Annotated in this window: 2 protein-coding genes; one reads left to right on the plus strand and one right to left on the minus strand. The window is 70.9% G+C overall.

The window, feature by feature from the left end; all coding sequences use genetic code 11:
* Positions 1–24: 24 nt before the first annotated feature.
* Entirely contained in the window at positions 25–25371 is a 25347-nt protein-coding gene (locus ACX9TP_RS37390; RefSeq protein ID WP_482975440.1) for a non-ribosomal peptide synthase/polyketide synthase, read from the plus strand.
* Here the strand turns inward: ACX9TP_RS37390 and ACX9TP_RS37395 are convergent.
* Positions 25357–26109, minus strand: a complete 753-nt coding sequence (locus ACX9TP_RS37395; RefSeq protein ID WP_482975441.1) for an SDR family NAD(P)-dependent oxidoreductase — start codon at positions 26107–26109, stop codon at positions 25357–25359. The genes ACX9TP_RS37390 and ACX9TP_RS37395 overlap by 15 nt on opposite strands.
* Between the last annotated feature and the right edge of the window lie 6 nt (positions 26110–26115).

Here is a 26115-nt window from a genome sequence, read left to right on the forward strand (position 1 = left end):
TCTCTTCCTTCTGGATATCAGCCGATGAGCGCATTCCCCGGTATCTCCCAGCCCTCGCTCGTGGACCTCCTCCTGTATCGCGCCAGCACGGAGGGGGCGCGGCGGCTCTTCACGTTCCTGGGTGACGAGGAGGGTGAAGAGGAGACGCTGAGCCACGCCGAGCTGGACCGGCGCGCGCGGCGCATCGCGGTGGCGCTGCGGGAGCAGGTGCCCGCCGGGGAGCGGGTGCTGCTGCTCTACCCGCCGGGGCTGGACTACGTCGCGGGATTCTTCGGGTGTCTCTACGCCGGAGTGGTAGCCGTTCCCGCCTACCCGCCGGACCCCGTGCGGCTGGAGCGCACGCTGCCGCGACTTCGCGCCATCATCCAGGATGCGCAGGCCTCGGCGGTGCTCACCACGTCCGGCATCCTGGCCATGACGGAGTTCGTGTTCGAGCAGGCGCCGGACTTCCGCGCGCTCCGCTGGATGGCAACGGACGACCTGCCCGGGGGGCTCGAGGCCGGATGGTCCCGTCCGGAGGGGCTCGGTGGGCAGAGCCTGGCCTTCCTCCAGTACACCTCCGGCTCCACCGGCACACCCAAGGGGGTCATGCTCACGCATGACAACCTGCTGCACAACCTGCGGCTCATCTCTCACGCCTTCCAGGTGCGCCCGCGCGAGAGCGTGGGGGTCATCTGGCTGCCGCCGTACCACGACATGGGCCTCATTGGCGGCATCCTGGAGCCGCTCTACTCGGACATCGAGACGGCGCTGCTGTCCCCCCTGTCCTTCCTGCGCCGCCCGATGCGCTGGCTGGAGGCCATCTCTCGCTTCCGGGGCACCATCAGCGGCGGCCCCAACTTCGCCTTCGATTTGTGCGTCCGCAGGAGCACGCCCGAGGAGCGTCAGCGCCTGGACCTGAGCAACTGGGACGTGGCCTTCTGCGGCGCCGAGCCCATCCGCGCGGAGACCCTGGAGCGCTTCACGGAGGCCTTCGCGCCCAGTGGCTTCCGGCGCGAGGCCCTCTATCCCTGCTACGGCCTGGCGGAGGGCACCCTCATCGTCACCGGCGGTGAGGCGGGGCGCGCGCCCGTGCTCCACACGCTGGACGCCGGAGCGCTGGTGCGCCACCAGGTGGTGCCGGCCACGCCGGGCACGCCGGAGGCGCGCACGTATGTGGGGTGCGGCCGGACGCTGCCGGACCAGGAGCTCCTCGTCGTCGACCCGGAGACGCTGGCACCGTGCGCGGAAGGGCAGGTCGGTGAGCTGTGGGTCAGCGGGCCGAGCGTGGCGCGCGGCTACTGGCGCAAGCCGGAGGAGACGGCGCGCACCTTCCACGCGCGCCCCACCCGGGGGGGCACCGCCCCGGCGTACCTGCGCACCGGAGACCTGGGCGCGATGACGCGGGACGGGGAGGTGCTCGTCACGGGGCGCCTCAAGGACCTCATCATCCTTCGTGGGCGCAACCTCTACCCCCAGGACCTCGAGCTGACCGTGGAGAAGAGCCACCCCGCGCTGCGGCCGGGGTGCGGCGCCGCGTTCTCGGTGGAGGTGGGCGGCGAGGAGCGGCTGGTCGTCGTCCAGGAGCTCGACACGCGCAAGCAGGCGGAGCCGACCGAGGTGGTGGGCGCCATCCGCCAGCGCCTGTCCGAGGAGCACGAAGTCCCGCTCGACGTGCTGGTCCTCATCGAGTCCGGGAGCATCGCGAAGACCTCCAGCGGGAAGATTCAGCGGCATGCCTGCCGGGCCGCGTTCCTCGCCGAGGAGCTCCGCGTCGCGCACGCGTGGCGGCGGACGGAGGCCCCCGCGCAGGTGGCCGTGCCCCCTCCCCCCGCGCCCCGGCGGGAGCCCGCGCGGGCCGACGCGCGGGCGCTGAGCACGACCGCGGGCATCGAGGCCTGGCTGGTGGACCTGCTCGCCGAGCGGCTGAAGCTGGGGCGCGAGCACATCAACCCGCACGTCCCCGTCACGAGCCATGGCCTGGACTCGCTGGCGGCCGTGGAGCTGTCCCATGGCATCGAGCAGGGCCTGGGCGTGCCCTTCCAGATGGAGCTGCTCCTCCAGGGGCCGACGCTGTCCCAGCTCGCGTGGCAACTGCACACGCTGAAGTCCATGGTGAAGCCGGCGGCGCTGGCGCCGCGCGCCGCGCCCTCCCGCGCGCCGGAAGGGCGGGAGGTGCCGCTGACCTCCGCGCAGCAGCGGCTCTGGCTGTTCGAGCAGCGGGAGCCGGGCAACGCCCTCTACAACATTCCCGGTGCGCTGCGGCTGGAAGGCCCTCTGGACGTGCGTGCGCTGGAGCGCGGCTTCGAGGAGCTGGTCCGACGGCACGAGTCCCTGCGCACGACGTTCGAGGCCCGGGACGGCCAGCCGGTGCAGGTCGTCTCGCCCCTGGCGCGGTTCTCACTGGAGGTGGTGGAGCTCGACGCGGACGCGCCGCGGCGGGCGTCCGAGGAAGCGCGCCGTCCCTTCGACCTGGCTCGCGGCCCCCTGCTGCGTGCCACCCTGTTGCGTTCGGGCGAGCGGGAGCACCTGCTGCTCGCGACGCTGCACCACATCGTTTCCGACGGCTGGTCCATGGGCGTCCTCCTCCGGGAGCTGGCGGCGCTCTATGAGGCCTTCCGCGCGGGGCGGGCCTCGCCGCTGCCGGAGCTTCCCCTCCAGTACGCAGACCATGCCCTCTGGCAGCGGGACTCGCTCCGGGGCGAGGCGTTCGACGCACAGCTCGCGTGGTGGGGCCAGCGGCTCGCGGGGGCTCCGCCGGCCCTGGAGCTGCCCACGGACCACCCGCGCCCGGCCGTGCAGACGTACCGGGGAGCCACCCGGCCGGTGCGGCTGTCGCGAGAGCTGTCGGCGGCCATCAAAAGCCTCTGTCAGCGTGAAGGCGTCACGCCCTTCATGCTGCTATTGGCGGGCTTCCAGACGTTGCTCCACCGTCACTCCGGACAGGAGGACCTCAGCGTGGGCACGGCCATCGCCGGCCGCTCCCGCGCCGAGCTCCGCGAGCTCATCGGCCTGTTCTTCAACCTCGTCGTCCTGAGGACGGAGCTGTCGGGGGAACTGACCTTCCGGGAGCTGCTGGGCCGGGTCCGCGAGACGGCGCTGGGGGCCTACGCCCACCAGGAGGTGCCCTTCGACAAGGTGGTGGAGGTGCTGCGGCCCAGGCGCAGCGCTCGCCACTCGCCGCTGTTCCAGGTGCTGTTCGTCCTCCAGGGAGACACGGCCACCCCGGAGCTTCCCGGGCTGAAGTCGAGCCGCGTGGAGGTGCACACGGGCACGTCCGCGTACGAGCTGAGCCTGTTGCTCAACGACACCGCGGACGGCTTCACCGGCACGCTGGAGTACAACAGCCACCTGTTCGAGGCCGCCACGGTGGACCGGATGGCGGGCCACCTCTGCACCCTGCTGGAGGGCGGCGTCGCAGCGCCGGACCGGCGGCTGTCGGAGCTGCCGCTGCTGACGTCCTCGGAGCGGCGACAGGTGCTGACGGACTGGAACCAGACCCACGCCGCCTGGCGCGGCGACGTCAGCGTGCCGGTGCTGTTCCAGGAGCAGGCGCGACGCACGCCGGACGCGGTGGCGGTCTGCTTCCGGGAGACGTCGCTCACCTACCGCGAGCTGGACCTGCGCAGCAGCCAGGTGGCGGCGCGACTCACCGCGCTGGGGGTGGGGCCCGAGGTCCGCGTCGGCCTCTGCCTGGAGCGCTCGCTGGACCTGGTGGTGGGCCTGCTCGGAGTGCTCAAGGCGGGCGGAGCCTACGTGCCGCTGGACCCGGCGTACCCCCGCGAGCGCCTGGCCTTCATGCTGAAGGACTCGGGCGCGCCGGTGCTGGTGACACACACGCGGCTGACAGGGCAGCTCCCGCATGAGGGCGCCGTGCTGTGCCTGGATGCGCTGGAGGCGGCCTCCGCGCAGGAGGCGGAAGTGCCGCGCGGGGCCCGGCCCGGCAACGCCGCGTACGTCATCTACACCTCGGGCTCCACCGGCCGTCCCAAGGGCGTGGTGGTGCAACACCGCAACGTCCTCAACTTCTTCGCGGGCATGGACGCGCGGCTGGACGTGCCCGGCGCGGGCGTCTGGCTGGCGGTGACGAGCGTCTCCTTCGACATCTCCGTGCTGGAGCTGTTCTGGACGCTGAGCCGGGGCTTCAAGGTGGTGGTGGCGGACCCGAGCGCGGTGGACGGACTGGCCGCGGAGATACGGCGGCACCGGGTGACCCACGTGCAGTGCACGCCGTCGCTGGCGCGGGCGCTGCTGCTGGAGCCCTCGTCGCGGGAAGCCCTCTCCACGCTGACGCAGCTGCTGGTGGGCGGCGAGGCGCTGCCCCCCGCGCTGGCGGACGAGCTGGCGCGCACCGTGCCGTCGGTGCTGAACATGTACGGCCCGACGGAGACCACCGTGTGGTCCTCCACGCACCGGGTGGTCGCGGGAGGCGGGCCGGTCTCCATCGGCCGGCCCATCGCGAACACCACGTTCTACATCCTGGATGCGTCCCTGCGGCCCGTGCCGGTGGGCGTGGCCGGAGAGCTGTTCATCGGCGGCGAGGGCGTGGTGCGCGGCTACCTGGGCCGGCCGGAGCTGACCGCCGAGCGCTTCCTCCCGGACGTGTTCGGCGGGGGTACGGAGGCGCGGCTGTACCGGACCGGAGACCTGGCGTGTTGGCGCGCGGACGGCACGGTGGAGTACCTGGGCCGGGCCGACTTCCAGGTCAAGGTGCGGGGCTTTCGCATCGAGCTGGGGGAAATCGAGGCGGTGCTGGGCCAGCATCCGGCCCTGGCGCAGGCAGTGGTGGTCGCGCGGGAGGACGGCGGCGGCGACAAGCGCCTGGTGGCGTACGCCGTCCCCAGGCCGGGGCAGGCGCTGGACGTGGGCCCCCTGCGGGCCTTCGTGCAGCAGCGGCTGCCCGGGTACATGGTGCCGTCCGTCTTCGTCCGGCTGGAGGCGTTGCCGCTGACGCCCAACGGGAAGGTGGACCGCAAGGCGCTTCCGGAGCCCGACAGCCGCTGGCTGGAGGAGGGCACGCCCTTCGTCGGGCCGCGGACGCCCACCGAGGCGCAGGTCGCCGCGTCGTGGGTCGAGCTGCTCGGCGTGAGCCGGGTCGGCATCCACGACGACTTCTTCGAGCTGGGCGGCCACTCCCTGCTCGCCACCCAGGTGCTCTCCCGCATCCGTGGCGCCTTCCAGGTGGAGCTCCCCCTGAGCGCGCTCTTCGAGGACTTCACCGTCGCGGGGCTGGCGGCGCGCATCGAAGCCACCCTCCGCCAGCAGCAGGGGCCTCGGGCCCCGCCGCTGCTTCCCGCGCCACGTCCGGAGACGCTTCCCCTGTCCTTCGCGCAGGAGCGGCTCTGGCTCTTCGAGCAGCTCCACCCAGGCACGCCCGCCTACAACATGCCCTGCGCGGTCCGCCTGCGCGGCCCCCTCGACGTGCGCGCGCTCGAGCGGAGCCTCGACGAGCTCGAGCGGCGCCACGAGGCCCTGAGGACGGTCTTCCCGCTGGCCCAGGGTCAGCCGGTCCAGGAGGTCCTTCCTCCCCGGCCCCGCGCAATGCCGCTGGTGGAGCTCGGTCCGCTCCCCGAGCACGCGCTCGACGAGCAGGGCCAGCGCCTGGCCCGGCAGGAGGCGGCGCGGCCCTTCGACCTGACGCGTGGGCCGCTGATGCGCGCGCTGCTGCTGCGGCGTGGCTCCGACGACCACATCCTCTGCGTCACCCTGCACCACATCGTCGCGGACGGCTGGTCCATTGGCGTGTTCGTGCGCGAGCTGTCGGCGTTGTACGCGGCCTTCTCCCGAGGCGAGCCCTCCCCCCTGCGGGAGCTGCCCATCCAGTACGCGGACTACAGCCTGTGGCAGCAGCGCTGGCTGGAGGGCGGCGTCCTCGAAGAGCAGCTCTCCTACTGGACGCGGCAGCTCGACGGGCTGCAGCGGCTGCAGTTCCGCTCGGACCTTCCACGCGCCCCGGGCGGTGAGAGGCGGGGCGAGACGCGACGCTTCGTGCTTCCCACGGAGCTGGTCCGCGAGTTGGAGGCCCTGGGCCGGCGCGAAGGGGGCACGCTGTTCATGGCCCTGCTCGCGGTCTTCGACATCCTGCTGCACCGCTACACCGGCCAGAGCGACCTGGCCGTGGGCACGGACATCGCGAATCGCACCCGGCAGGAGGTGGAGCCGCTCATCGGCCTCATCACCAACCAGCTGGTGATGCGCACCGATGTCTCGGGCGCCCCCACCTTCCGCGAGCTGCTCGGGCGCGTCCGCAAGGTGGCGATGGAGGCCTACGAGCACCAGGACGTCCCCTTCGAGAAGCTGGTGCGAGCCCTCAAGGCCGAGCGGGACGCCGGAGGCCAGCCCCTCTTCCAGGTGAAGTTCGTGCTGGAGAACGCACCGCTGCCCGCGCAGCAACTGGCGGGGCTCCGCCTGACGCCCATGGAGAGCGAGGGACAGGGGACCGCCCGGTGGGACCTCCTGCTCATCCTGACCCCTGGCGATGAGGGGCTGTCCGTCACGCTCGAGCACAGCACGGACCTCTTCGACACGGCCGGTGCCTCGCGCCTGTGGACGCACTACATGAATCTGGCCAGGGCGGTGGTGAAGGAGCCGGGCCGGAGGATTTCCGCGCTGCCCCTGCTGACGGCGGAGGAACAGCGACTGCTCCTGGAGTGGAATGCGACGCCGGCCTCCGACGTCCGCGAGGCGAGCGTCCAGGAGCTCTTCGAGTCCTGGGCGGCCAGGACACCCGACGCGGTGGCGGTGTCGTTCGAGGGCACGCAGCTCACCTACGCGGAGCTGAACCGCCAGGCCAACCAGCTCGCGCACCACCTGCGGGTCATGGGGCTCCCCCCGGGAGGCCGCGTCGGCATCTGCCTGGAACGCTCGCTGGAGCTGGTGGTCGGCCTGCTGGCCATCCTCAAGGCGGGCGGCTCCTACGTCCCGCTGGACCCGGCCTACCCGGCGGAGCGACTGGCGTACCTCATCGAAGATGCCCGGCTGCCCCTGATTGTGAGCCAGTCGGAGCTGGCCGATGCCCTGCCCTCTCAGTGGGCGCAGGTGGTGTGTCTGGACCTGGAGGCGCGCGCCCTGGCGCGGCACCCCACCGAGAACCCGGCCCCCGGCCTGGGAGGCGACACGGAGGTCTACGTCCTCTACACCTCCGGCTCCACCGGCAGGCCCAAGGGCGTGTCGGCCACGCACCGCGGCGTCGTCCGGCTCGTGCGCGAGGCGAACTACGTCACCCTGAGCGCGGCCGACACGCTCCTCCAGCTCGCGCCGCTGGCCTTCGACGCCTCCACCTTCGAAATCTGGGGCGCGCTCCTCAACGGTGGCCGGCTCGTGGTCTTCCCGCCCCACGCGCCCTCCCTGGAGGAGCTCGCCCGGCTCATCGAGCGGGAGCGGGTGAGCACCCTGTGGCTCACCGCCGGGCTGTTCCATCAGGTCGTCGATGCGGAGCTCGCGGGACTGGACTCGGTGCGGCAGCTGCTCGCGGGAGGAGATGTCCTGTCCCCGCCGCAGGTGCTCAAGCTGATGGAGCGCTACCCGGCGTGCACGGTCATCAACGGCTATGGCCCCACCGAGAACACGACCTTCACGTGCTGCTACCCGGTGCGGGACAGGGCCGCGCTCCGGACCTCCGTTCCCATCGGGCATCCCATCTCGGACACGCAGGTCTACCTGTTGAATGAAGCCCTGGAGCCCGTGCCGACAGGCGCGCCCGGGGAGCTGTTCACCGGTGGGGCCGGGGTGGCCCTCGGGTACCTGAACCAGCCGGGCCTCACCGCCGAGCGGTTCGTCCCGGACCCGTTCAGCCCGCGCCCTGGCGCGCGGATGTACCGCACCGGAGACCTGTGCCGGCACCGGAGCGACGGCAGCATCGAGTTCCTCGGCCGGATGGACCAGCAGGTGAAGATTCGCGGGTTCCGCATCGAGCCGGGAGAGGTCGAGAGCGCCCTGCGGCAGCACCGGTCGGTCGGTGAGGTGGCGGTCGTCGTGCGGGAGCTCGCCGGCGAGAAGGCGCTGGTCGCCTACGTGGTCCCCTCCGAAGGGGCCGCGTTGACCATGGACGAAGTGCGCCTGTTCCTGCGGGAGAGGCTGCCCGCGTTCATGGTGCCCTCGGCCCTGGTCCTCCTGGAGACACTGCCGCTGACCCCGAACGGCAAGGTGGACCGGCGCGCGCTGCCCGAGGTGGGCCCGGAACGGCCCCGGCTCTCCGTGGCCTTCGCGCAGCCCCGCACGGCGCAAGAGGAGGTGCTGGCCGCGGTGTGGGCGGACGTCCTGGGCCTGGAGTCGGTCGGCAGCGACGACAACTTCTTCGCGCTCGGGGGAGACTCCCTGCGCAGCATCCAGATTGTCGCCAGGTGTCGGGCCCGGGGCATCGAGCTGTCCGTGGGAGAGCTCCTCGAGCATCAGACGATTCGCGAGCTGGCGCAGCGGCTCGGGCGAGGCGAGGCCGAGGTGCCCGAAGCGGGCAGCGAGCTCCCCTTCGCGCTCATCTCCCCGGCGGACAGGGCGCGCCTGCCCGAGGACGTCGAGAACGCCTACCCGGTGTCGATGCTCCAGGCGGGGATGCTCTTCCGCAGCGAGCTCAGCCCGGAAGTGGCCCTGTATCACGACGCCTTCAGCTTCCACCTCGGGCTGGACCTGGACGTGGACACCTTCCGGGAGGCGGCGCGGCGGCTCATCGCGCGCCACCCGGTGCTGAGGACCTCGTTCGACCTGGTCGACCATGACGAGCCGCTCCAGCGGGTGCACCGCGCGGTGGAGGTCCCCCTGCACGTCGAGGACCTCCGGCACCTGGACGCCGACGCGCAGCGCGCGTTCCTGGCGGCGTGGCTGGAGCAGGAGCGCTGCCGGCCCTTCGATTGGGCCCGGGCCCCGCTGCTGCGGCTCGCCCTGCACCGGCGCACCGACGGGACGGTCCAGTTCTCGGCCGTCTTCCACCACGCCATCCTGGATGGCTGGAGCGTGGCCTCGATGTTCACCGAGCTGTTCGAGCGCTACCTCGCGCTCCGGGCCGGCTCGGAGCAGGAGCCCCCGGCGCTTGCCACCTCGTTCCAGGCCTTCATCGCGCTGGAGCGCCAGACGCTTCGCTCGGAGCAGGCCACGCGCTACTTCGAGCAGGTGCTGGAGGCGCTGCCCCGCGCCAGTCCTTCGTGGGCGGCGGCGCCCGCCTTCCACGAGCAGTGGCTCGCGCTTCCCGAGCACGTCCACCAGGGGCTGAAGCGGCTCGCCCGGACCGCCGCGGTGCCGCTCAAGAGCGTGCTCCTGGCCGCGCACCTGCGGGTGATGGGCTGGGTCGAGGGGAGCGCGGACGTCGCCACGGGGCTGGTCTCGAACGGGCGTCCCGAGGTCCGCGACGGAGAGCGGGTCCTCGGCCTGTTCCTGAACACGGTCCCCTTCCGGCTGCCGCTCTCCGGTGGAACGTGGAGCGAGCTGGTCCAGGCCACCTTCGCCCGGGAGCAGAAGCTGGTGCCGCACCGGCGCTACCCCCTGGCCCGGCTGCTGCAGCGGCACGGCGGCACGCCGCTGTTCACCACGCTCTTCAACTACGTCCACTTCCACGTCTACGACGGGCTGTCCCGGCTCGAGGGGCTGGAGCTGGTGGAGCCGCCCCAGGTCATCGAGCGGCTGGAGCTGCCGCTCTCCGCGACGTTCAGCGTGGACCCGCGGACCTCGGAGCTGCACCTGATTCTGCGCTCCACGGGCGTGGACCCGGCGCGAGTGGAGGAGCTGAGCCGGTACTACGCCCGGGCCCTGGAGCTCATGGCCCTGAAGCCCGGCGAGCGCTACGAGCGGAGCACCCTGCTGAGCGAGACGGAGCGCAACGCGCTGCTCGTCGAGTGGAACGACACCCGCAGGGCCGCCCCTTACGACACCTGCGTCCACCAGCGGGTGGAGGCCCAGGCCGGACGGACGCCGGACGTCATCGCGGTGGACTTCGAGGGAGAGCGGCTGACGTACCGCCAGCTCGACCGGCGTGCCAACCAGCTCGCCCACCACCTGCGCTCACTCGGCGTCGGGCCCGAGGTGCGGGTGGCGCTCTGTGTCGAGCGCTCCCTGGAGCTGGTGGTGGCCCTGCTGGCCATCCTCAAGGCCGGCGGCGCCTACGTGCCGCTGGACCCGGGATATCCCCCCGAGCGCCTGGCCTACATGCTCCAGGACGCCGAGCCGCGGGTGCTCCTCACGCTGCAGCGGCTGCGCTCGCTGCTCCCCTCGAATGGCGCACGGGTGCTCTGCCTCGACTCGGAGTGGGAGCGCGTCTTCAAGGAGTCGGGCGCGCCCCTCCACACTCCTGTCTCCGCCGACCACCTCGCCTACGTCATCTACACCTCGGGCTCCACCGGCCGGCCCAAGGGCGTGCAGATTTCCCACGGCGCCCTGAGCAACCACATGGCCTGGTTCACCTCCGCCTTCGCACTGGGCGCGGAGGACCGCGTGGTGCAGAAGACGCCGCTCAGCTTCGATGCCTCCGTGTGGGAGTGCTGGGCCTCGCTGATGACCGGCGGGCGGCTGGCGGTGGCCGGGCCCCAGGCCCACCGGGACTCCGCCGCGCTGGTGGACACGGTGGTGCGGCATCAGGCGACGGTGCTCCAGCTCGTTCCGTCCCAGCTGCGGGTGATGCTGGAGGACGGCACGCTGGCGAGCGCCACGAGCCTGCGCTGGCTGTTCTGCGGCGGTGAGGCGCTGACGCCCGAATCGGGTGAGCGGCTCCGCGCGCTCCTGCCCTCGGTGGCGCTGGTCAACCTCTACGGGCCCACGGAGGTGACCATCGACGCCACCTTCGCGCGGTACCGGGCGGAGGACACGCGGGCGACCGTCCCGATTGGCCGGCCTGTCGACAACACCCAGGCGTATGTCCTGGACGGATGGCTGGAGCCCGTGCCGGTGGGCGTGCCGGGCGAGCTCTACCTCGGTGGGGCGAGCGTGGCGCGAGGCTACCTGGGCAGGCCGGACCTGACCGCGGAGCGCTTCCTGCCCCACCCCTTCGCCCGCGAGCCCGGAAGCCGGCTGTACCGCACGGGGGACCTGGCCCGGTACCTTCCGGACGGCACCCTGGAGTACCTGGGCCGGGTGGACCAGCAGGTGAAGGTGCGGGGCTTCCGCATCGAGCTGGACGAGGTGGAGTCCGCGCTCCGCGCCCACTCCGAGGTGCAAGACGCGGTGGTGGCGGCCCGCGACGACGGCAATGGCCCGCGGCTGGTGGGCTACTTCGTGGCCTCCGAGGCGCTGACAGCGGCCGACCTGCGCGCCTTCCTGGAGCAGAAGCTGCCAGAGCACATGGTGCCCTCCGCCCTCGTCCGGCTGCGGGCACTGCCCCTGACGCCTGGTGGCAAGGTGGACCGCCGGGCCCTGCCTGCGCCGGACGTCTCCGGGCTGGAGCTGGAGCGGGCGTACGTTGCGCCGCGCACCGCCACCGAGCAGCGGCTGGCGGACCTGTGGGCCGGACTGCTCCTCCTGGAGCGGGTGGGCCTGAACGACCACTTCTTCGAGGCCGGCGGACACTCGCTGCTGGCCACCCAGGCCGCCTCGCGGATTCGCGCCACCTTCAAGGTGGAGCTGTCCGTGCGCGACCTCTTCGAGTTCCCCACCCTGGAGGGACTGGCCCGGCGCATCGACGTCCTCCGGGAGGCCCGCGAGGGGCTCGCGGTCCCCGTCCTCCAGCCCGTGGCCCGCACGGGCCCGGTGCCCCTCTCCTTCGCGCAGCAGCGGCTGTGGTTCATCCATCAGCTCGCGCCGCACGACACCGCCTACAACATCCCCGCGGCCATCCGGCTCTCCGGCCCCCTCGACGGGGTGGCGCTGGAGCGGAGCTTCGCGGAGCTGGTGCGGCGACATGAGACCTTGCGGAGCACCTTCGTCACGGTGGAGGGACAGCCGCATCAGGTCATCGCCGCGGAGTCCGCGGTACCGCTGACCCGGGTGGACCTGAGCGCACTGCCCGCCAAGGCCCGTGAGACCGAGGCGCGCTGGAGGGTCCTCGAGGACCAGAGACGTCCCTTCGATTTGGGCACCGGCCCGCTGCTGCGCACCCAGCTGCTGAAGCTGGGCGACGGCGAGCACCTGCTGCTGGTGTGCATGCACCACATCGTCTCCGACGGCTGGTCTATCGGCGTACTGGTGCGCGAGGTGGCCGCCCTCTACGAGGCCTTCCTGCGGGGACGTCCCTCGCCCCTGGCTCCGTTGCCAGTGCAGTACGCCGACTACGCCCTCTGGCAGCGCCGGTGGCTGCAGGGGCCCGTCCTCGACGCCCAGCTCGACTACTGGCGCCAGCAACTGCACGACGCCCCCCCCCTGGCCCTGCCCACCGACAAGCCCCGGCCCACCGTGCGTGGCAGCGCGGGGGCTTCGCTTGGCTTCACCCTGCCGCGAGCGCTCCTGGAGGGCCTCGAGAGGCTGGCGCACCAGGAAGGCGCTTCGCTCTTCATGGTCCTGCTGGCGGGCTGGCAGGTGCTGCTGGCTCGCTACTCCGGCCAGCCGGACATCAGCGTCGGCTCGCCCATCGCGGGCCGCACCCGGCAGGAGACCGAGCCGCTCATCGGCTTCTTCGTCAACACCCTCGTGCTGCGCGCCCGGGTGCATGGCGGCGAGGGCTTCCGCGAGCTGCTGCGGCAGGTGCGCGGCACGGTGCTGCGGGCGTACGAGCACCAGGACGTGCCCTTCGAGAAGCTGGTGGAGACGCTGCAGCCCGGACGCAGCCTGAGCCACACGCCCCTCTTCCAGACACTGCTGGCGCTACAGAACATGCCCGTGGGCGAGCTGCGGCTGCCCGAGCTGACGCTCTCCCCGCTTGCGTTCGAAGGCCAGACGGCGAAGTTCGACCTGAGCGTCTTCTTCACCGAAACGCCCCAGGGGCTGAGCGGAACGCTGGAATACAGCACCGCACTGTACGAGGCGGAGACGATGACCCGGCTGGTGAGCCACCTCCAGCGGTTGCTGGAGGGCATCGTCGCCCGGCCGGAGCAGCCCCTCGCGATGCTGCCGCTGCTGGAGGGCGAGGAGCGTCAGAAGCTGCTGGTGGAGTGGAATGCCACGGCGACGGACCACCCCCTGCATCGGTGTGTCCACGAGCTGTTCGAGGAACAGGTCACCCGGACTCCGGACGCCATCGCCCTGGTAGCGGGTGACACGCGCCTCACCTACCGGGAGCTGTCGCGTCGCGCCCGCGTCCTGGCCGGCCATCTCCAGGCGCTCGGCGCGGGGCCGGAGTCCGTTGTCGGCCTGTACCTCGAGCGCTCGGCGGACAGCGTCATCTGCCTGCTGGCCATCCTGCAGTCCGGTGGCGCCTACCTGCCGCTCGACCTGGCCGCTCCGCGCGAGCGCCTGGCCTTCATGCTGGAGGACGCACGCGCCCGGCTGCTGCTCACCACGTCCTCGCTCCTCCCCCGGCTGCCGGAGACCGGAGCGCGCGTCGTCTGTCTGGACACGGAGGCCGCCGCGATTGCTGCCCGCGCGCCGACAGGCTCCGTCGCTCGCGTTCGCGCCGAGCAGCTGGCCTATATCAACTACACCTCCGGCTCCACCGGGCGGCCCAAGGGGGTCTGCATTCCCCACGGCGCCGTCGTCCGCCTGGCCAGGGCTTCCAATTACATCCGCCTGACCGCGGACGACGTGCTGCTGCAGTTCGCGCCTGTCTCGTTCGACGCGGCCACCTTCGAAATCTGGGCGGGCCTGCTCAACGGTGCCACCGTCGCGGTGGCGGATGCCGGCGCGCTTTCCCTCGAAGAGCTCTGCCAGCAGTTGCGGCGCTACCACGTCACCACGCTGTGGCTGACCGCCCCCCTCTTCCACCAGATGGTGGACCTCCACCTGGACGCGCTGAAGGGACTGCGTCACCTGCTGGCTGGCGGCGACGTGCTCTCACCGCTGCACGTACGGCGCGTGCTCCAGGAGTTGCCACACTGCCAGCTCATCAACGGCTACGGCCCCACGGAGAACACCACCTTCACCTGCTGCGAGCCGGTGAGGGAATTGCGCGAGAGGGCCTCGGTGCCCCTGGGCAGGCCGCTGGACGACACCCAGGTCTACCTGCTGGACGAGCACCTGCAGCCGGTGCCGGTGGGAGTCGCGGGAGAGCTGTACACGGCCGGCGCGGGGCTGGCGCGGGGGTACCTGCACAACCCGGCGCTGACGGCCGAGCGCTTCATCCCCAACCCCTTCGGGCCTCCGGGCAGCCGGCTCTATCGGACGGGCGACCTGGCGCGCCACCTGTCGGACGGGCGTGTGGAGTTCCTGGGACGCATCGACCAGCAGGTGAAGGTGCGAGGCTTCCGCATCGAGCTGGGCGAAGTGGAAACGGCGCTGCGCAACCAGGAGGCAGTGAAGGACGGAGTGGTGGTCGCCCGCGGAGATGGCGGCGACAAGCGCCTGGTAGCCTATGTCGTGCCACGACCGGGCCACACCCTGGAGACGGACACACTGAAGCAGTCGCTGCGCCGCGTACTGCCGGAATACATGGTGCCCTCCACCCTGAGGGTGATGGAGGCCCTGCCTCTCAATGCGAACGGCAAGGTGGACCGCAAGGCCCTGCCCGAGCCGGAGGCGCCTGACTCCCTCCAGCAGTATGTGGCACCCCGCACGGAAGCGGAGGCGAAGCTGGCCGCTCTCATGGCCGAGGTCCTGCGGCTGCCGCGCGTGGGCGTACACGACGACTTCTTCGCCATGGGCGGTCACTCCCTGCTGGCCACGCAGGTCGTCTCACGCGTGCGCTCGGAGCTGGGCGTGGAGCTGCCCCTGCGCGCCCTGTTCGAGGCGCCCACCGTGGAGTCCCTCGCGAAGCATCTGGAGGAGAAGCAACGGACCGACGACGTGCCGCTCACGCCGCAGTCGCGCGAGGGCGCACTGCCGCTGTCCTTCGCCCAGCAGCGCCTGTGGTTCCTCGACCAGCTCAAGCCCGGCAGCGCCTCCTACAACATCCCCGCCGCACTGCGCCTCTCCGGGCCTTTGGATGTCGAGGCTCTTCGCCGCTCCTTCGAGGAGCTTGTGCGCCGTCACGAAGCCCTGCGCACCACCTTCTCCACCGTGCACGGCGCGCCTCAGCAGCTCATCCACCCGCCTCCAGCCTGGAGCCTGCCCCTCGTGGACCTGTCCTCGCTGCCCGTGGATGGGCGCGAAACCCAGGCCCGCGAGCTGGCCATGCACGAGGCCCAGCGTCCCTTCGACTTGAGCACCGGCCCGCTGCTTCGCACCCAGTTGCTGAAGCTCGACGACGGTGAGCACCTGCTGCTCGCGTGCATGCACCACATCGTCTCCGACGGCTGGTCCGCTGGCGTGCTGGTGCGTGAAGTGGCCGCGCTCTACGAGGCCTTCCTCCTCGGGCGCCCTTCGCCCCTGGCTCCGCTGCCGGCGCAGTACGCCGACTACGCCCTCTGGCAGCGCCAGTGGCTGCGCGGCGATGTCCTCCAGGCCCAGCTCGACTACTGGCGCCAGCAGCTGCACGGCGCCCCCACCCTCGCCCTTCCCACCGACAAGCCCAGGCCTGCCTTCCAGAGTCACCGCGGCTCAGCCCACTCCTTCCGCATTCCCCCTTCCCTCACCGACTCCCTCCACCAACTCGCCCACGAGTCCGGCTCCACCCTCTTCATGGTGCTGCTCGCCTCCTGGCAGGTGCTCCTCTCTCGCTACTCAAACCAGACGGACATCTGCGTCGGCACTCCCATCGCCAACCGCACCCGCCGCGAGACCGAGCCGCTCATCGGCTTCTTCGTCAACACCCTCGTACTGCGCACTCGTCTGGACGGAGACCCGACCTTCACCCAGCTGCTGGCCTCGGTGAAGGACTCATCCCTCGCCGCCTTCTCCCACCAGGACGTCCCCTTCGAGCAGCTCGTCGAGGAGCTGGGCGTGGTGAGAGACCTCAGTCGCTCTCCACTCTTCCAGGTGTCCTTCGCTCTCCAGAATGCGCCCATGCGCCCGCCGGCTCTCTCCGGCCTGCGCGTCGAAGGCGTCTCCACTCCGACCGACACCGCCAAGTTCGACCTGTCCCTCTCCCTGGTCGAGCAGGCCGGGGCCCTGGAGGCCGACCTCGAATACTGCGTCGACCTCTTCGAGCTCACCTCCGTGCAGCGCCTGGCGGGCCACTTCATCGCGCTGCTGGAAGGCATCGCCGCCAATCCCTTCCTCCCGCTGAGCCAGTTGCCTCCGGAAGCCCCCCTCCAGCTGCCGCCCCTGCGCCCGCAGATCCTCGTCACTCCCGAGGCACCGGCCTCCGCGGAGTTCGTTGCGCCGCGCACGTCCCTGGAAGCGTCTCTGGCCTCCATCTGGGCCGAGGTGCTGGAAGTGCCCGCGCCCGGCGTAAACGACAACTTCTTCCAGCTGGGCGGCTCCTCGCTCTCCTCCGTCCTCATGCTCGCCCGCGTCCAGGAAGCCCTGGGCGCGGACGTGCCCCTGGAGCGCTTCTTCGAGTCCCCCACCATCGCCTCGCTCGCCGCCACGCTCGAAGCCGAGCCACGGCACGCGGGCCCGCGCGCACCGCCGCTCACGCCGCAGCCGCGCGAGGGCGCACTGCCGCTGTCCTTCGCCCAGCAGCGCCTGTGGTTCCTCGACCAGCTCAAGCCGGGTAGCGCCGCCTACAACATCCCCGCGGTCCTCCGCATCGAGGGGGCCCTGGACCGGGAGGTGCTCGAGAAGGCCCTGACCTTCCTCGTCCAGCGGCACGAGTCGCTTCGCACCTACTTCCCCAGCATCGACGGGAGACCGGTCCAGGTCATCTCCCCGGAGCCGCCGCGCCTCGCCCGCATCGACCTGAGCCCGCTCCCCGCGGGCACACGTGAGGCCGAGGTCCTGCGCCTGACCGCCGAGGACGCGGCGCGCCCGTTCGACCTGGCACGCGGCCCCTTGCTGCGCATGGTGCTGCTGGAACTGGGCCCTCGTGAGCACGTGCTGCAGTGCACGATGCACCACGCCATCTCCGACGGCTGGTCCGCGGGCGTCATGGTCCGGGAGATGGTCGCGCTGTACCAGGCCCTCTCGGCCGGGCAGGAGCCCTCGCTTCCGCCGCTGCCCGTGCAGTACGCCGACTACGCCCTCTGGCAGCGCCAGTGGATGCAGGGAGACATCCTGGACACCCAGCTGTCCTGGTGGCGCCAGAAGCTCGCCGGGGCACCTGCCCTGTTGGAGCTGCCCACGGACAGGCCTCGCCCGGCGGTGCTCAACTTCCAGGGCGCCAGGCGCCAGGAGCACTTCCCCCGGGAGGTGATGGCGCCCCTGTACGCGCTGACCCTCCAGGAGAAGGCCACCCCGTTCATGGGGCTGATGGCCGCCTTCCAGGTACTGCTCTCACGCTACAGCGGCCAGGACGACGTCTGCGTCGGCTCGCCCATCTCCGGCCGCACCCGCCCCGAGGTGGAGTCGCTGGTGGGCTTCTTCGTCAACACGCTCGTGCTGAGGGCGCGCATCGACGCGCGCGCCAGCTTCCGGGAGCTGCTGCGGCAGACCCGTGACAACGCCCTGGAGGCCTACTCCCACCAGGACGTTCCCTTCGAGCGGCTCGTGGAGGAGCTCAATCCGCTGCGCAGCCTCGGCCACACGCCGCTGTTCCAGGTCATGCTCGTCCTGCAGAACCAGCCGCGGGCCCGCCTGGAGTTGCCCGGCCTGGACTTCCATGTCCTGGACGCCGACAGCCACGCCACCAAGTTCGACCTCACCCTGACGCTCAACGAGGAGCCCACGGGCCTGGCCGTTTCCATGAGCTACAACGCCGAGCTCTTCGACGCCGCCACCGTGAAGCGGCTGCTCGGCCACCTGCGGGAGATGTTCGTGGCCGCCGCCACGCAACCGGATGTCCCGCTCGAGCGGCTGTCGCTGCTCACCGATGCCGAGCGCCACCAGCTCCTGGTGGAGTGGAACAGCCCCCGGCGAGAGGCTCCGTCTCAGGCCACCCTTCCCCAGCTCTTCTCGGAGCAGGCCCGACGCACGCCCGATGCCCAGGCGGTCACCTGCGGCGACGCCCACCTGTCCTTCCGGGAGCTGGAAGCGCGCGCCAACCAGCTTGCCCACCGGCTGCGGGCGCTCGGCGTCGGCCCTGATTCAGCCGTCGTCCTCTGCATGGAGCGCTCCGTGGAGGCGCTGGTCGCCATCTTCGGGACGCTCAAAGCGGGCGGCGCCTACGTCCCCGTGGACCCCTCCTACCCCCACGAGTGGAAGGCCTTCGTGTTCCAGGACACCGGGGCCCGGGTCATCCTGACGCAGCGGCACCTGCGCGAGGCGCTGCCCTCGGGCGAAGCCCACGTCCTCTGCCTCGGCTCGGACGGGGACGTGCTCGCCGGCGAGAGCACCGAGGCGCCGCCGCTGTCCGCACACGCGGACCACCTCGCCTACGTCATCTACACGTCGGGCTCCACGGGGCGGCCCAAGGGCGTGATGATTTCGCACCGCTCCGCGCTGCACCTGCGCGAGGCCCTGGCTTCGACGGTCCACGCCGACCGTCAGGGCGCCGAGCGTGTCAGTGTCAACGCACCGCTGTCCTTCGATGCCTCGGTCAAGCAGCTCATCCAGGTGCTGGATGGCCACACGCTGTGCATCATCCCCGAAGAGGACCGCGGCGACATCGCGCGGATGCTGCTGCGCATCGAGCGGGACCGGCTGAACGTGCTCGACTGCTCACCGGCTCACCTCCGGCTGCTGGTGGCCGAGGGGCTCCTCCAGCGCACGGAGCACACGCTCCGGCGCGTGCTGGTGGGAGGTGAGGCGGTGGACGTGGCCACCTGGGTGCAGCTCGCCCGGCACCCGCGCATCCGCTTCTTCAACGTCTACGGTCCCACCGAATGCACCGTCGATGCGACCTCATGCGCCATGCACACGTCCCCCGACGCGCCGAGCATCGGCCGGCCGCTACCCGGGGTGCCCGTGTACGTGCTGGATTCGGCGCTGCGGCCGGTGCCTGCTGGCATTCCCGGTGAGCTGTTCATCGGTGGCCTCCAGGTGGCCCGCGGCTACCTGAACCGCCCGGAGCTGACCGCCGAGCGGTTCGTCCCGGATGCCTTCAGCGGCACCCCGGGGGCAAGGCTGTACCGGACCGGAGACCAGGTGCGCTGGCGCACGGATGGCCAGCTCGACTACCTCCATCGCATCGACCATCAGGTCAAGGTGCGCGGCTTCCGCATCGAGCTGGGCGAGGTGGAGACCGCCCTGCTCCAGCACCCCGCGGTGAAAGAAGCGGTGGTGCTCGCGCGCCAGGACGTACCGGGTGACACCCGACTGGTGGCCTACGCGGTGGCTCGGGAGCAGGCGCCGGACGTGGGAGCCCTGCGGGACTTCCTGCGCCAGCGGATGCCCGAGCACATGGTGCCGTCGGTCTTCATGCTGCTGGAAGCCCTGCCCCTCACCGCCAACGGCAAGGTGGACCGCCGGGCACTCCCGGCGCCTGGCATGCTCCGGGGAGAGGACGCTGTCTTCATCGCTCCACGGACGCCAGTCCAGCAAGCCCTGGCACGCATCTGGGAGCAGGTGCTGCACGTCGAGCGCGTGGGACTGGGGGATGACTTCTTCGCGCTGGGCGGCCACTCCCTGCTGGCCACCCAGACGCTCTCCCAGATTCGCAGCACGTTCCAGCTCGAGCTGTCCCTGCGGAGCATCTTCGAGGCGCCGACGCTCGAAGCGTTCGCCAGGCGCATCGAGCAGGCCCGGACCGAGACAGGCACGGGAGACGTGGCTCCGCTCACACCGCAGCCGCGCGAGGGCGCGCTGCCACTGTCCTTCGCCCAGCAGCGCTTGTGGTTCCTCGACCAGCTCAAGCCCGGCAGCGCCTCCTACAACATCCCTGCCGCCCTTCGCCTCTCCGGGCCTTTGGATGTCGAGGCGCTTCGCCGCTCCTTTGAAGAGCTTGTGCGCCGTCACGAAGCCCTGCGCACCACCTTCTCCACCGTGCACGGCGCGCCCCAGCAGCTCATCCACCCGCCCCCGGCCTGGAGCCTGCCCGTCGTGGACCTGACCTCGCTGCCCGTCGACGGGCGCGAAGCCCAGGCCCGCGAGCTGGCCATGCGCGAGGCCCAGCGTCCCTTCGACTTGAGCACCGGCCCGCTGCTTCGCACCCAGTTGCTGAAGCTCGACGACGGTGAGCACCTGCTGCTCGCGTGCATGCACCACATCGTCTCCGACGGTTGGTCCGCCGGAGTGCTGGTGCGTGAAGTGGCCGCGCTCTACGAGGCCTTCCTGCTGGGGCACTCTTCTCCTCTGGCCCCGCTGCCGGTGCAGTACGCCGACTACGCCCTCTGGCAGCGCCAGTGGCTGCGCGGCGATGTCCTCCAGGCCCAGCTCGACTACTGGCGCCAGCAACTGCACGGCGCCCCCACCCTCGCCCTTCCCACCGACAAGCCCAGGCCTGCCTTCCAGAGTCACCGCGGCTCAGCCCACTCCTTCCGCATTCCCCCTTCCCTCACCGACTCCCTCAATCAGCTCGCCCACGAGTCCGGCTCCACCCTCTTCATGGTGCTGCTGGCTGCCTTCCAGTCCCTCCTGGGCCGCTACAGCGGCCAGGACGACTTCTGCGTCGGCACCCCCATCGCCAACCGCACCCGCCGCGAAACCGAGCCGCTCATCGGCTTCTTCGTCAACACCCTCGTGCTGCGTGCCCCTCTCCAGGGCGACCCTTCCTTCTCCCAGCTGCTGACTCGGGTGAAGGACTCGTCCCTTGCCGCCTTCTCCCACCAGGACGTCCCCTTCGAGCAGCTCGTCGAGGAGCTGGGCGTTGTGAGAGACCTCAGCCGCTCTCCGCTCTTCCAGGTCGCCTTCGCCCTCCAGAATGCCCCCATGCGCCCGCCGGCCCTCTCCGGCCTGCGCGTCGAAGGCGTTTCCGCCCCCACCGACACCTCCAAGTTCGACCTCGGCCTCACGCTAGTCGAGCACGAGGGCGCACTGGAGGCCAACCTCGAATACTGCGTCGACCTCTTCGAGCTCACCTCCGTGCAGCGCCTGGCGGGCCACTTCGTCGCATTGCTGGAAGGCATCGCCACCAACCCCTTCCTCTCGCTGAGCCAGTTGCCTCCGGAAGAGCCCCTCCAGCTGCCTCCCCTGCGCCCGCAAATCCTCGTCACTTCCGAGGCACCAGCCTCCGCGGAGTTCGTCGCGCCGCGCACGGCCCTGGAAGCGTCGCTGGCCTCCATCTGGGCCGAGGTGCTGGAGGTGCCGGCCCCCGGCATAAACGACAACTTCTTCCAGCTGGGTGGCGCCTCGCTCTCCTCCATCCTCATGCTCGCTCGCGTCCAGGAAGTCCTGGGCGCGGACGTGCCCCTGGAGCGCTTCTTCGAGTCCCCCACCATCGCCTCGCTCGCCGCCACGCTCGAAACCGAGCCCCGGCACGCGGGCCCGCGCGCACCGCCGCTCACGCCGCAGCCGCGTGAGGGCGCACTGCCGCTGTCCTTCGCCCAGCAGCGCTTGTGGTTCCTCGACCAGCTCAAGCCCGGCAGCGCCTCCTACAACATCCCCGCCTCCCTCCGCCTCTCCGGGCCCCTGGATGTCGAGGCTCTTCGCCGCTCCTTCGAGGAGCTTGTGCGCCGTCACGAAGCCCTTCGCACCACCTTCTCCACCGTGCACGGCGCGCCTCAGCAGCTCATCCACCCGCCTCCAGCCTGGAGCCTGCCCCTCGTGGACCTGTCCTCGCTGCCCGTGGATGGGCGCGAAACCCAGGCCCGCGAGCTGGCCATGCACGAGGCCCAGCGTCCCTTCGACTTGAGCACCGGCCCGCTGCTTCGCACCCAGTTGCTGAAGCTCGACGACGGTGAGCACCTGCTGCTCGCGTGCATGCACCACATCGTCTCCGACGGTTGGTCCGCCGGAGTGCTGGTGCGTGAAGTGGCCGCGCTCTACGAGGCCTTCCTGCTGGGGCACTCTTCTCCTCTGGCCCCGCTGCCGGTGCAGTACGCCGACTACGCCCTCTGGCAGCGCCAGTGGCTGCGCGGCGATGTCCTCCAGGCCCAGCTCGACTACTGGCGCCAGCAACTGCACGGCGCCCCCACCCTCGCCCTTCCCACCGACAAGCCCAGGCCTGCCTTCCAGAGTCACCGCGGCTCAGCCCACTCCTTCCGCATTCCCCCTTCCCTCACCGACTCCCTCAATCAGCTCGCCCACGAGTCCGGCTCCACCCTCTTCATGGTGCTGCTGGCTGCCTTCCAGTCCCTCCTGGGCCGCTACAGCGGCCAGGACGACTTCTGCGTCGGCACCCCCATCGCCAACCGCACCCGCCGCGAAACCGAGCCGCTCATCGGCTTCTTCGTCAACACCCTCGTGCTGCGTGCCCCTCTCCAGGGCGACCCTTCCTTCTCCCAGCTGCTGACTCGGGTGAAGGACTCGTCCCTTGCCGCCTTCTCCCACCAGGACGTCCCCTTCGAGCAGCTCGTCGAGGAGCTGGGCGTTGTGAGAGACCTCAGCCGCTCTCCGCTCTTCCAGGTCGCCTTCGCCCTCCAGAATGCCCCCATGCGCCCGCCGGCCCTCTCCGGCCTGCGCGTCGAAGGCGTTTCCGCCCCCACCGACACCTCCAAGTTCGACCTCGGCCTCACGCTAGTCGAGCACGAGGGCGCACTGGAGGCCAACCTCGAATACTGCGTCGACCTCTTCGAGCTCACCTCCGTGCAGCGCCTGGCGGGCCACTTCGTCGCATTGCTGGAAGGCATCGCCACCAACCCCTTCCTCTCGCTGAGCCAGTTGCCTCCGGAAGAGCCCCTCCAGCTGCCTCCCCTGCGCCCGCAAATCCTCGTCACTTCCGAGGCACCAGCCTCCGCGGAGTTCGTCGCGCCGCGCACGGCCCTGGAAGCGTCGCTGGCCTCCATCTGGGCCGAGGTGCTGGAGGTGCCGGCCCCCGGCATAAACGACAACTTCTTCCAGCTGGGTGGCGCCTCGCTCTCCTCCATCCTCATGCTCGCTCGCGTCCAGGAAGTCCTGGGCGCGGACGTGCCCCTGGAGCGCTTCTTCGAGTCCCCCACCATCGCCTCGCTCGCCGCCACGCTCGAAACCGAGCCCCGGCACGCGGGCCCGCGCGCACCGCCGCTCACGCCGCAGCCGCGTGAGGGCGCACTGCCGCTGTCCTTCGCCCAGCAGCGCTTGTGGTTCCTCGACCAGCTCAAGCCCGGCAGCGCCTCCTACAACATCCCCGCCTCCCTCCGCCTCTCCGGGCCCCTGGATGTCGAGGCTCTTCGCCGCTCCTTCGAGGAGCTTGTGCGCCGTCACGAAGCCCTTCGCACCACCTTCTCCACCGTGCACGGCGCGCCTCAGCAGCTCATCCACCCGCCTCCAGCCTGGAGCCTGCCCCTCGTGGACCTGTCCTCGCTGCCCGTGGATGGGCGCGAAACCCAGGCCCGCGAGCTGGCCATGCACGAGGCCCAGCGTCCCTTCGACTTGAGCACCGGCCCGCTGCTTCGCACCCAGTTGCTGAAGCTCGACGACGGTGAGCACCTGCTGCTCGCGTGCATGCACCACATCGTCTCCGACGGCTGGTCCGCTGGCGTGCTGGTGCGTGAAGTGGCCGCGCTCTACGAGGCCTTCCTCCTCGGGCGCCCTTCGCCCCTGGCTCCGCTGCCGGCGCAGTACGCCGACTACGCCCTCTGGCAGCGCCAGTGGCTGCGCGGCGATGTCCTCCAGGCCCAGCTCGACTACTGGCGCCAGCAGCTGCACGGCGCCCCCACCCTCGCCCTTCCCACCGACAAGCCCAGGCCTGCCTTCCAGAGTCACCGCGGCTCAGCCCACTCCTTCCGCATTCCCCCTTCCCTCACCGACTCCCTCCACCAACTCGCCCACGAGTCCGGCTCCACCCTCTTCATGGTGCTGCTCGCCTCCTGGCAGGTGCTCCTCTCTCGCTACTCAAACCAGACGGACATCTGCGTCGGCACTCCCATCGCCAACCGCACCCGCCGCGAGACCGAGCCGCTCATCGGCTTCTTCGTCAACACCCTCGTACTGCGCACTCGTCTGGACGGAGACCCGACCTTCACCCAGCTGCTGGCCTCGGTGAAGGACTCATCCCTCGCCGCCTTCTCCCACCAGGACGTCCCCTTCGAGCAGCTCGTCGAGGAGCTGGGCGTGGTGAGAGACCTCAGTCGCTCTCCACTCTTCCAGGTGTCCTTCGCTCTCCAGAATGCTCCCATGCGCCCGCCGGCCCTCTCCGGCCTGCGCGTCGAAGGCATCTCCGCCCCCACCGACACCTCCAAGTTCGACCTCGGCCTCACGATGGTGGAGCACGCCGGGGCCCTCGAAGCCCAGGTGGAGTATTGCGTCGACCTCTTCGAGCCCTCCTCCATGCAGCGCCTGGCGGGCCACTTCGTCGCACTGCTGGAAGGCATCGCCGTCAACCCCTTCCTCCCGCTGAGCCAGTTGCCTCCAGAAGCGCCCCTCCAGCTGCCGCCCCTGCGCCCGCAAATCCTCGTCACTCCCGAGGCACCGGCCTCCGCGGAGTTCATCGCCCCGCGCACGTCTTTGGAGGCGTCGCTGGCCTCCATCTGGGCCGAGGTACTGGAGGTGCCCACGCCCGGCGTAAACGACAGCTTCTTCCAGCTGGGCGGCTCCTCGCTCTCCTCCGTCCTCATGCTCGCGCGCGTCCAGGAAGTCCTGGGCACGGACGTGCCCCTGGAGCGCTTCTTCGAGTCCCCCACCATCGCCTCGCTCGCCGCCACGCTCGAAGCCGAGCCCCGGCAGCCTGGCTCCGCTTCAACGCCGCTGGAGGTCCCGGACTCGCCGCTCGTCATCCTCCAGGCAGGAGGCTCGCGGCCGCCCCTCTTCTGCGTCCACCCCATTGGCGGTGAAGTCTTCTGCTACGTGGAGCTGGCACGACGGCTCGGCGACGAGCAGCCCTTCTATGGCTTGCGCGCACGAGGCCTCGACACGCCGCGGGGCCCCGCCACGTCGCTCGAGTCCCTGGCCCGCTTCTACCTGGACAGCATCCGGGCGGTGCAGCCGTCCGGGCCCTACCGCCTCATGGGCTGGTCCATGGGTGGCGACATCGCGTTCGAGATGGCCCGTCAGCTCGAAGCCCAGGGCGAGCAGGTGGAGCTGCTCGCACTCATCGACGCCTATGCCCACCCCACGAGCCAGCTGTCCGCGGATGCGGACGTCGGCGAGGTGGTGAAGGAGGTGCTTGCCTCCGAGCTGCAGCACCTCGCGGAGCACCTGGACCATCCCCGAATCGCAGCCCTGCGCCAGCTGCTGGAGCACCACCTGCGGCTCCTCTCGTCCTACGCGCCCGGGCCCTATGGCGGAGAGCTCGTCCTCCTGCAGGCGACCGAGGTCTCCAACCCCACCCTCCAGGCGCAGGACAATGGCTGGCGGCCGCTCGCGAGCGCGGGCGTCAAGGTCCACCGGATTCCAGGCAATCACCACTCCATCCTGCGGTCGCCGAACGTGGACCTGCTCGCGGAGCAGCTCCGGCGCTACCTGGACACGGGGGCGCGAGGGGAAGTCTCCGTCCCCGGCTCAGGAGGGCGCTGACTCCAACATCCGGCCACCATCCACCGCCAGGATCTGCCCCGTGATGAAGGAAGGCCCCGTCAGGAAGAAGAGCACCGCCTCCGCGATGTCCGACGGTGCTCCGAAGCGCTTCTGGGGAATGCGCCCGCGAAGCGCCTCCCTCACGGCGGGCGCCATCGCCTCGGGAGGCAGGACGGTGCCCGGGGCCACACCGTTGACTCGAATGGAAGGCGCCAATTCCAACGCCAGACATCGCGTCAGATGCGTCAGCGCCGCCTTGGTCATTCCATACGCCGAGTAGCTCCGCCAGGGCGCGAAGGCGCCCCCCACGTCGAGGATGTTGACGATGTCGCCTCCACCCCGTGCCAGCATCCCCCGAGCCACCTGCTGGCTCAGCAGATACGGCGCCCTGGCATTCAGGGCCCAGCAGGCCTCCAGCGTGGCCATGGACGTCTCCACGAAGGGCGCCCGGTCGAAGCGCGCGGCGCTGTTGATGAGGATGGAGATGGGGCCCAGCTCCCGCTCCACCTCGTCGACGAGGGGTGCAATGGACTCGGAGCGCGACAGGTCCGCCTGGAACGACCGGGCCCGGCCGCCACGCTCACGCAGGGTGGCCACCACGGCCTCCGCTCCCTCACGGGAGCCGTGGTGGTGGACCGCGACTGTCGCCCCGGCCCGGCCCAGCGCTTCCGCCAGCGACCTCCCCAGCCGAATCCCTCCGCCAGTGACCAGCGCCACCCTGCCCTTGAGCTCGTCCATCACCAC

The organism is Pyxidicoccus sp. M15, assembly GCF_056858435.1.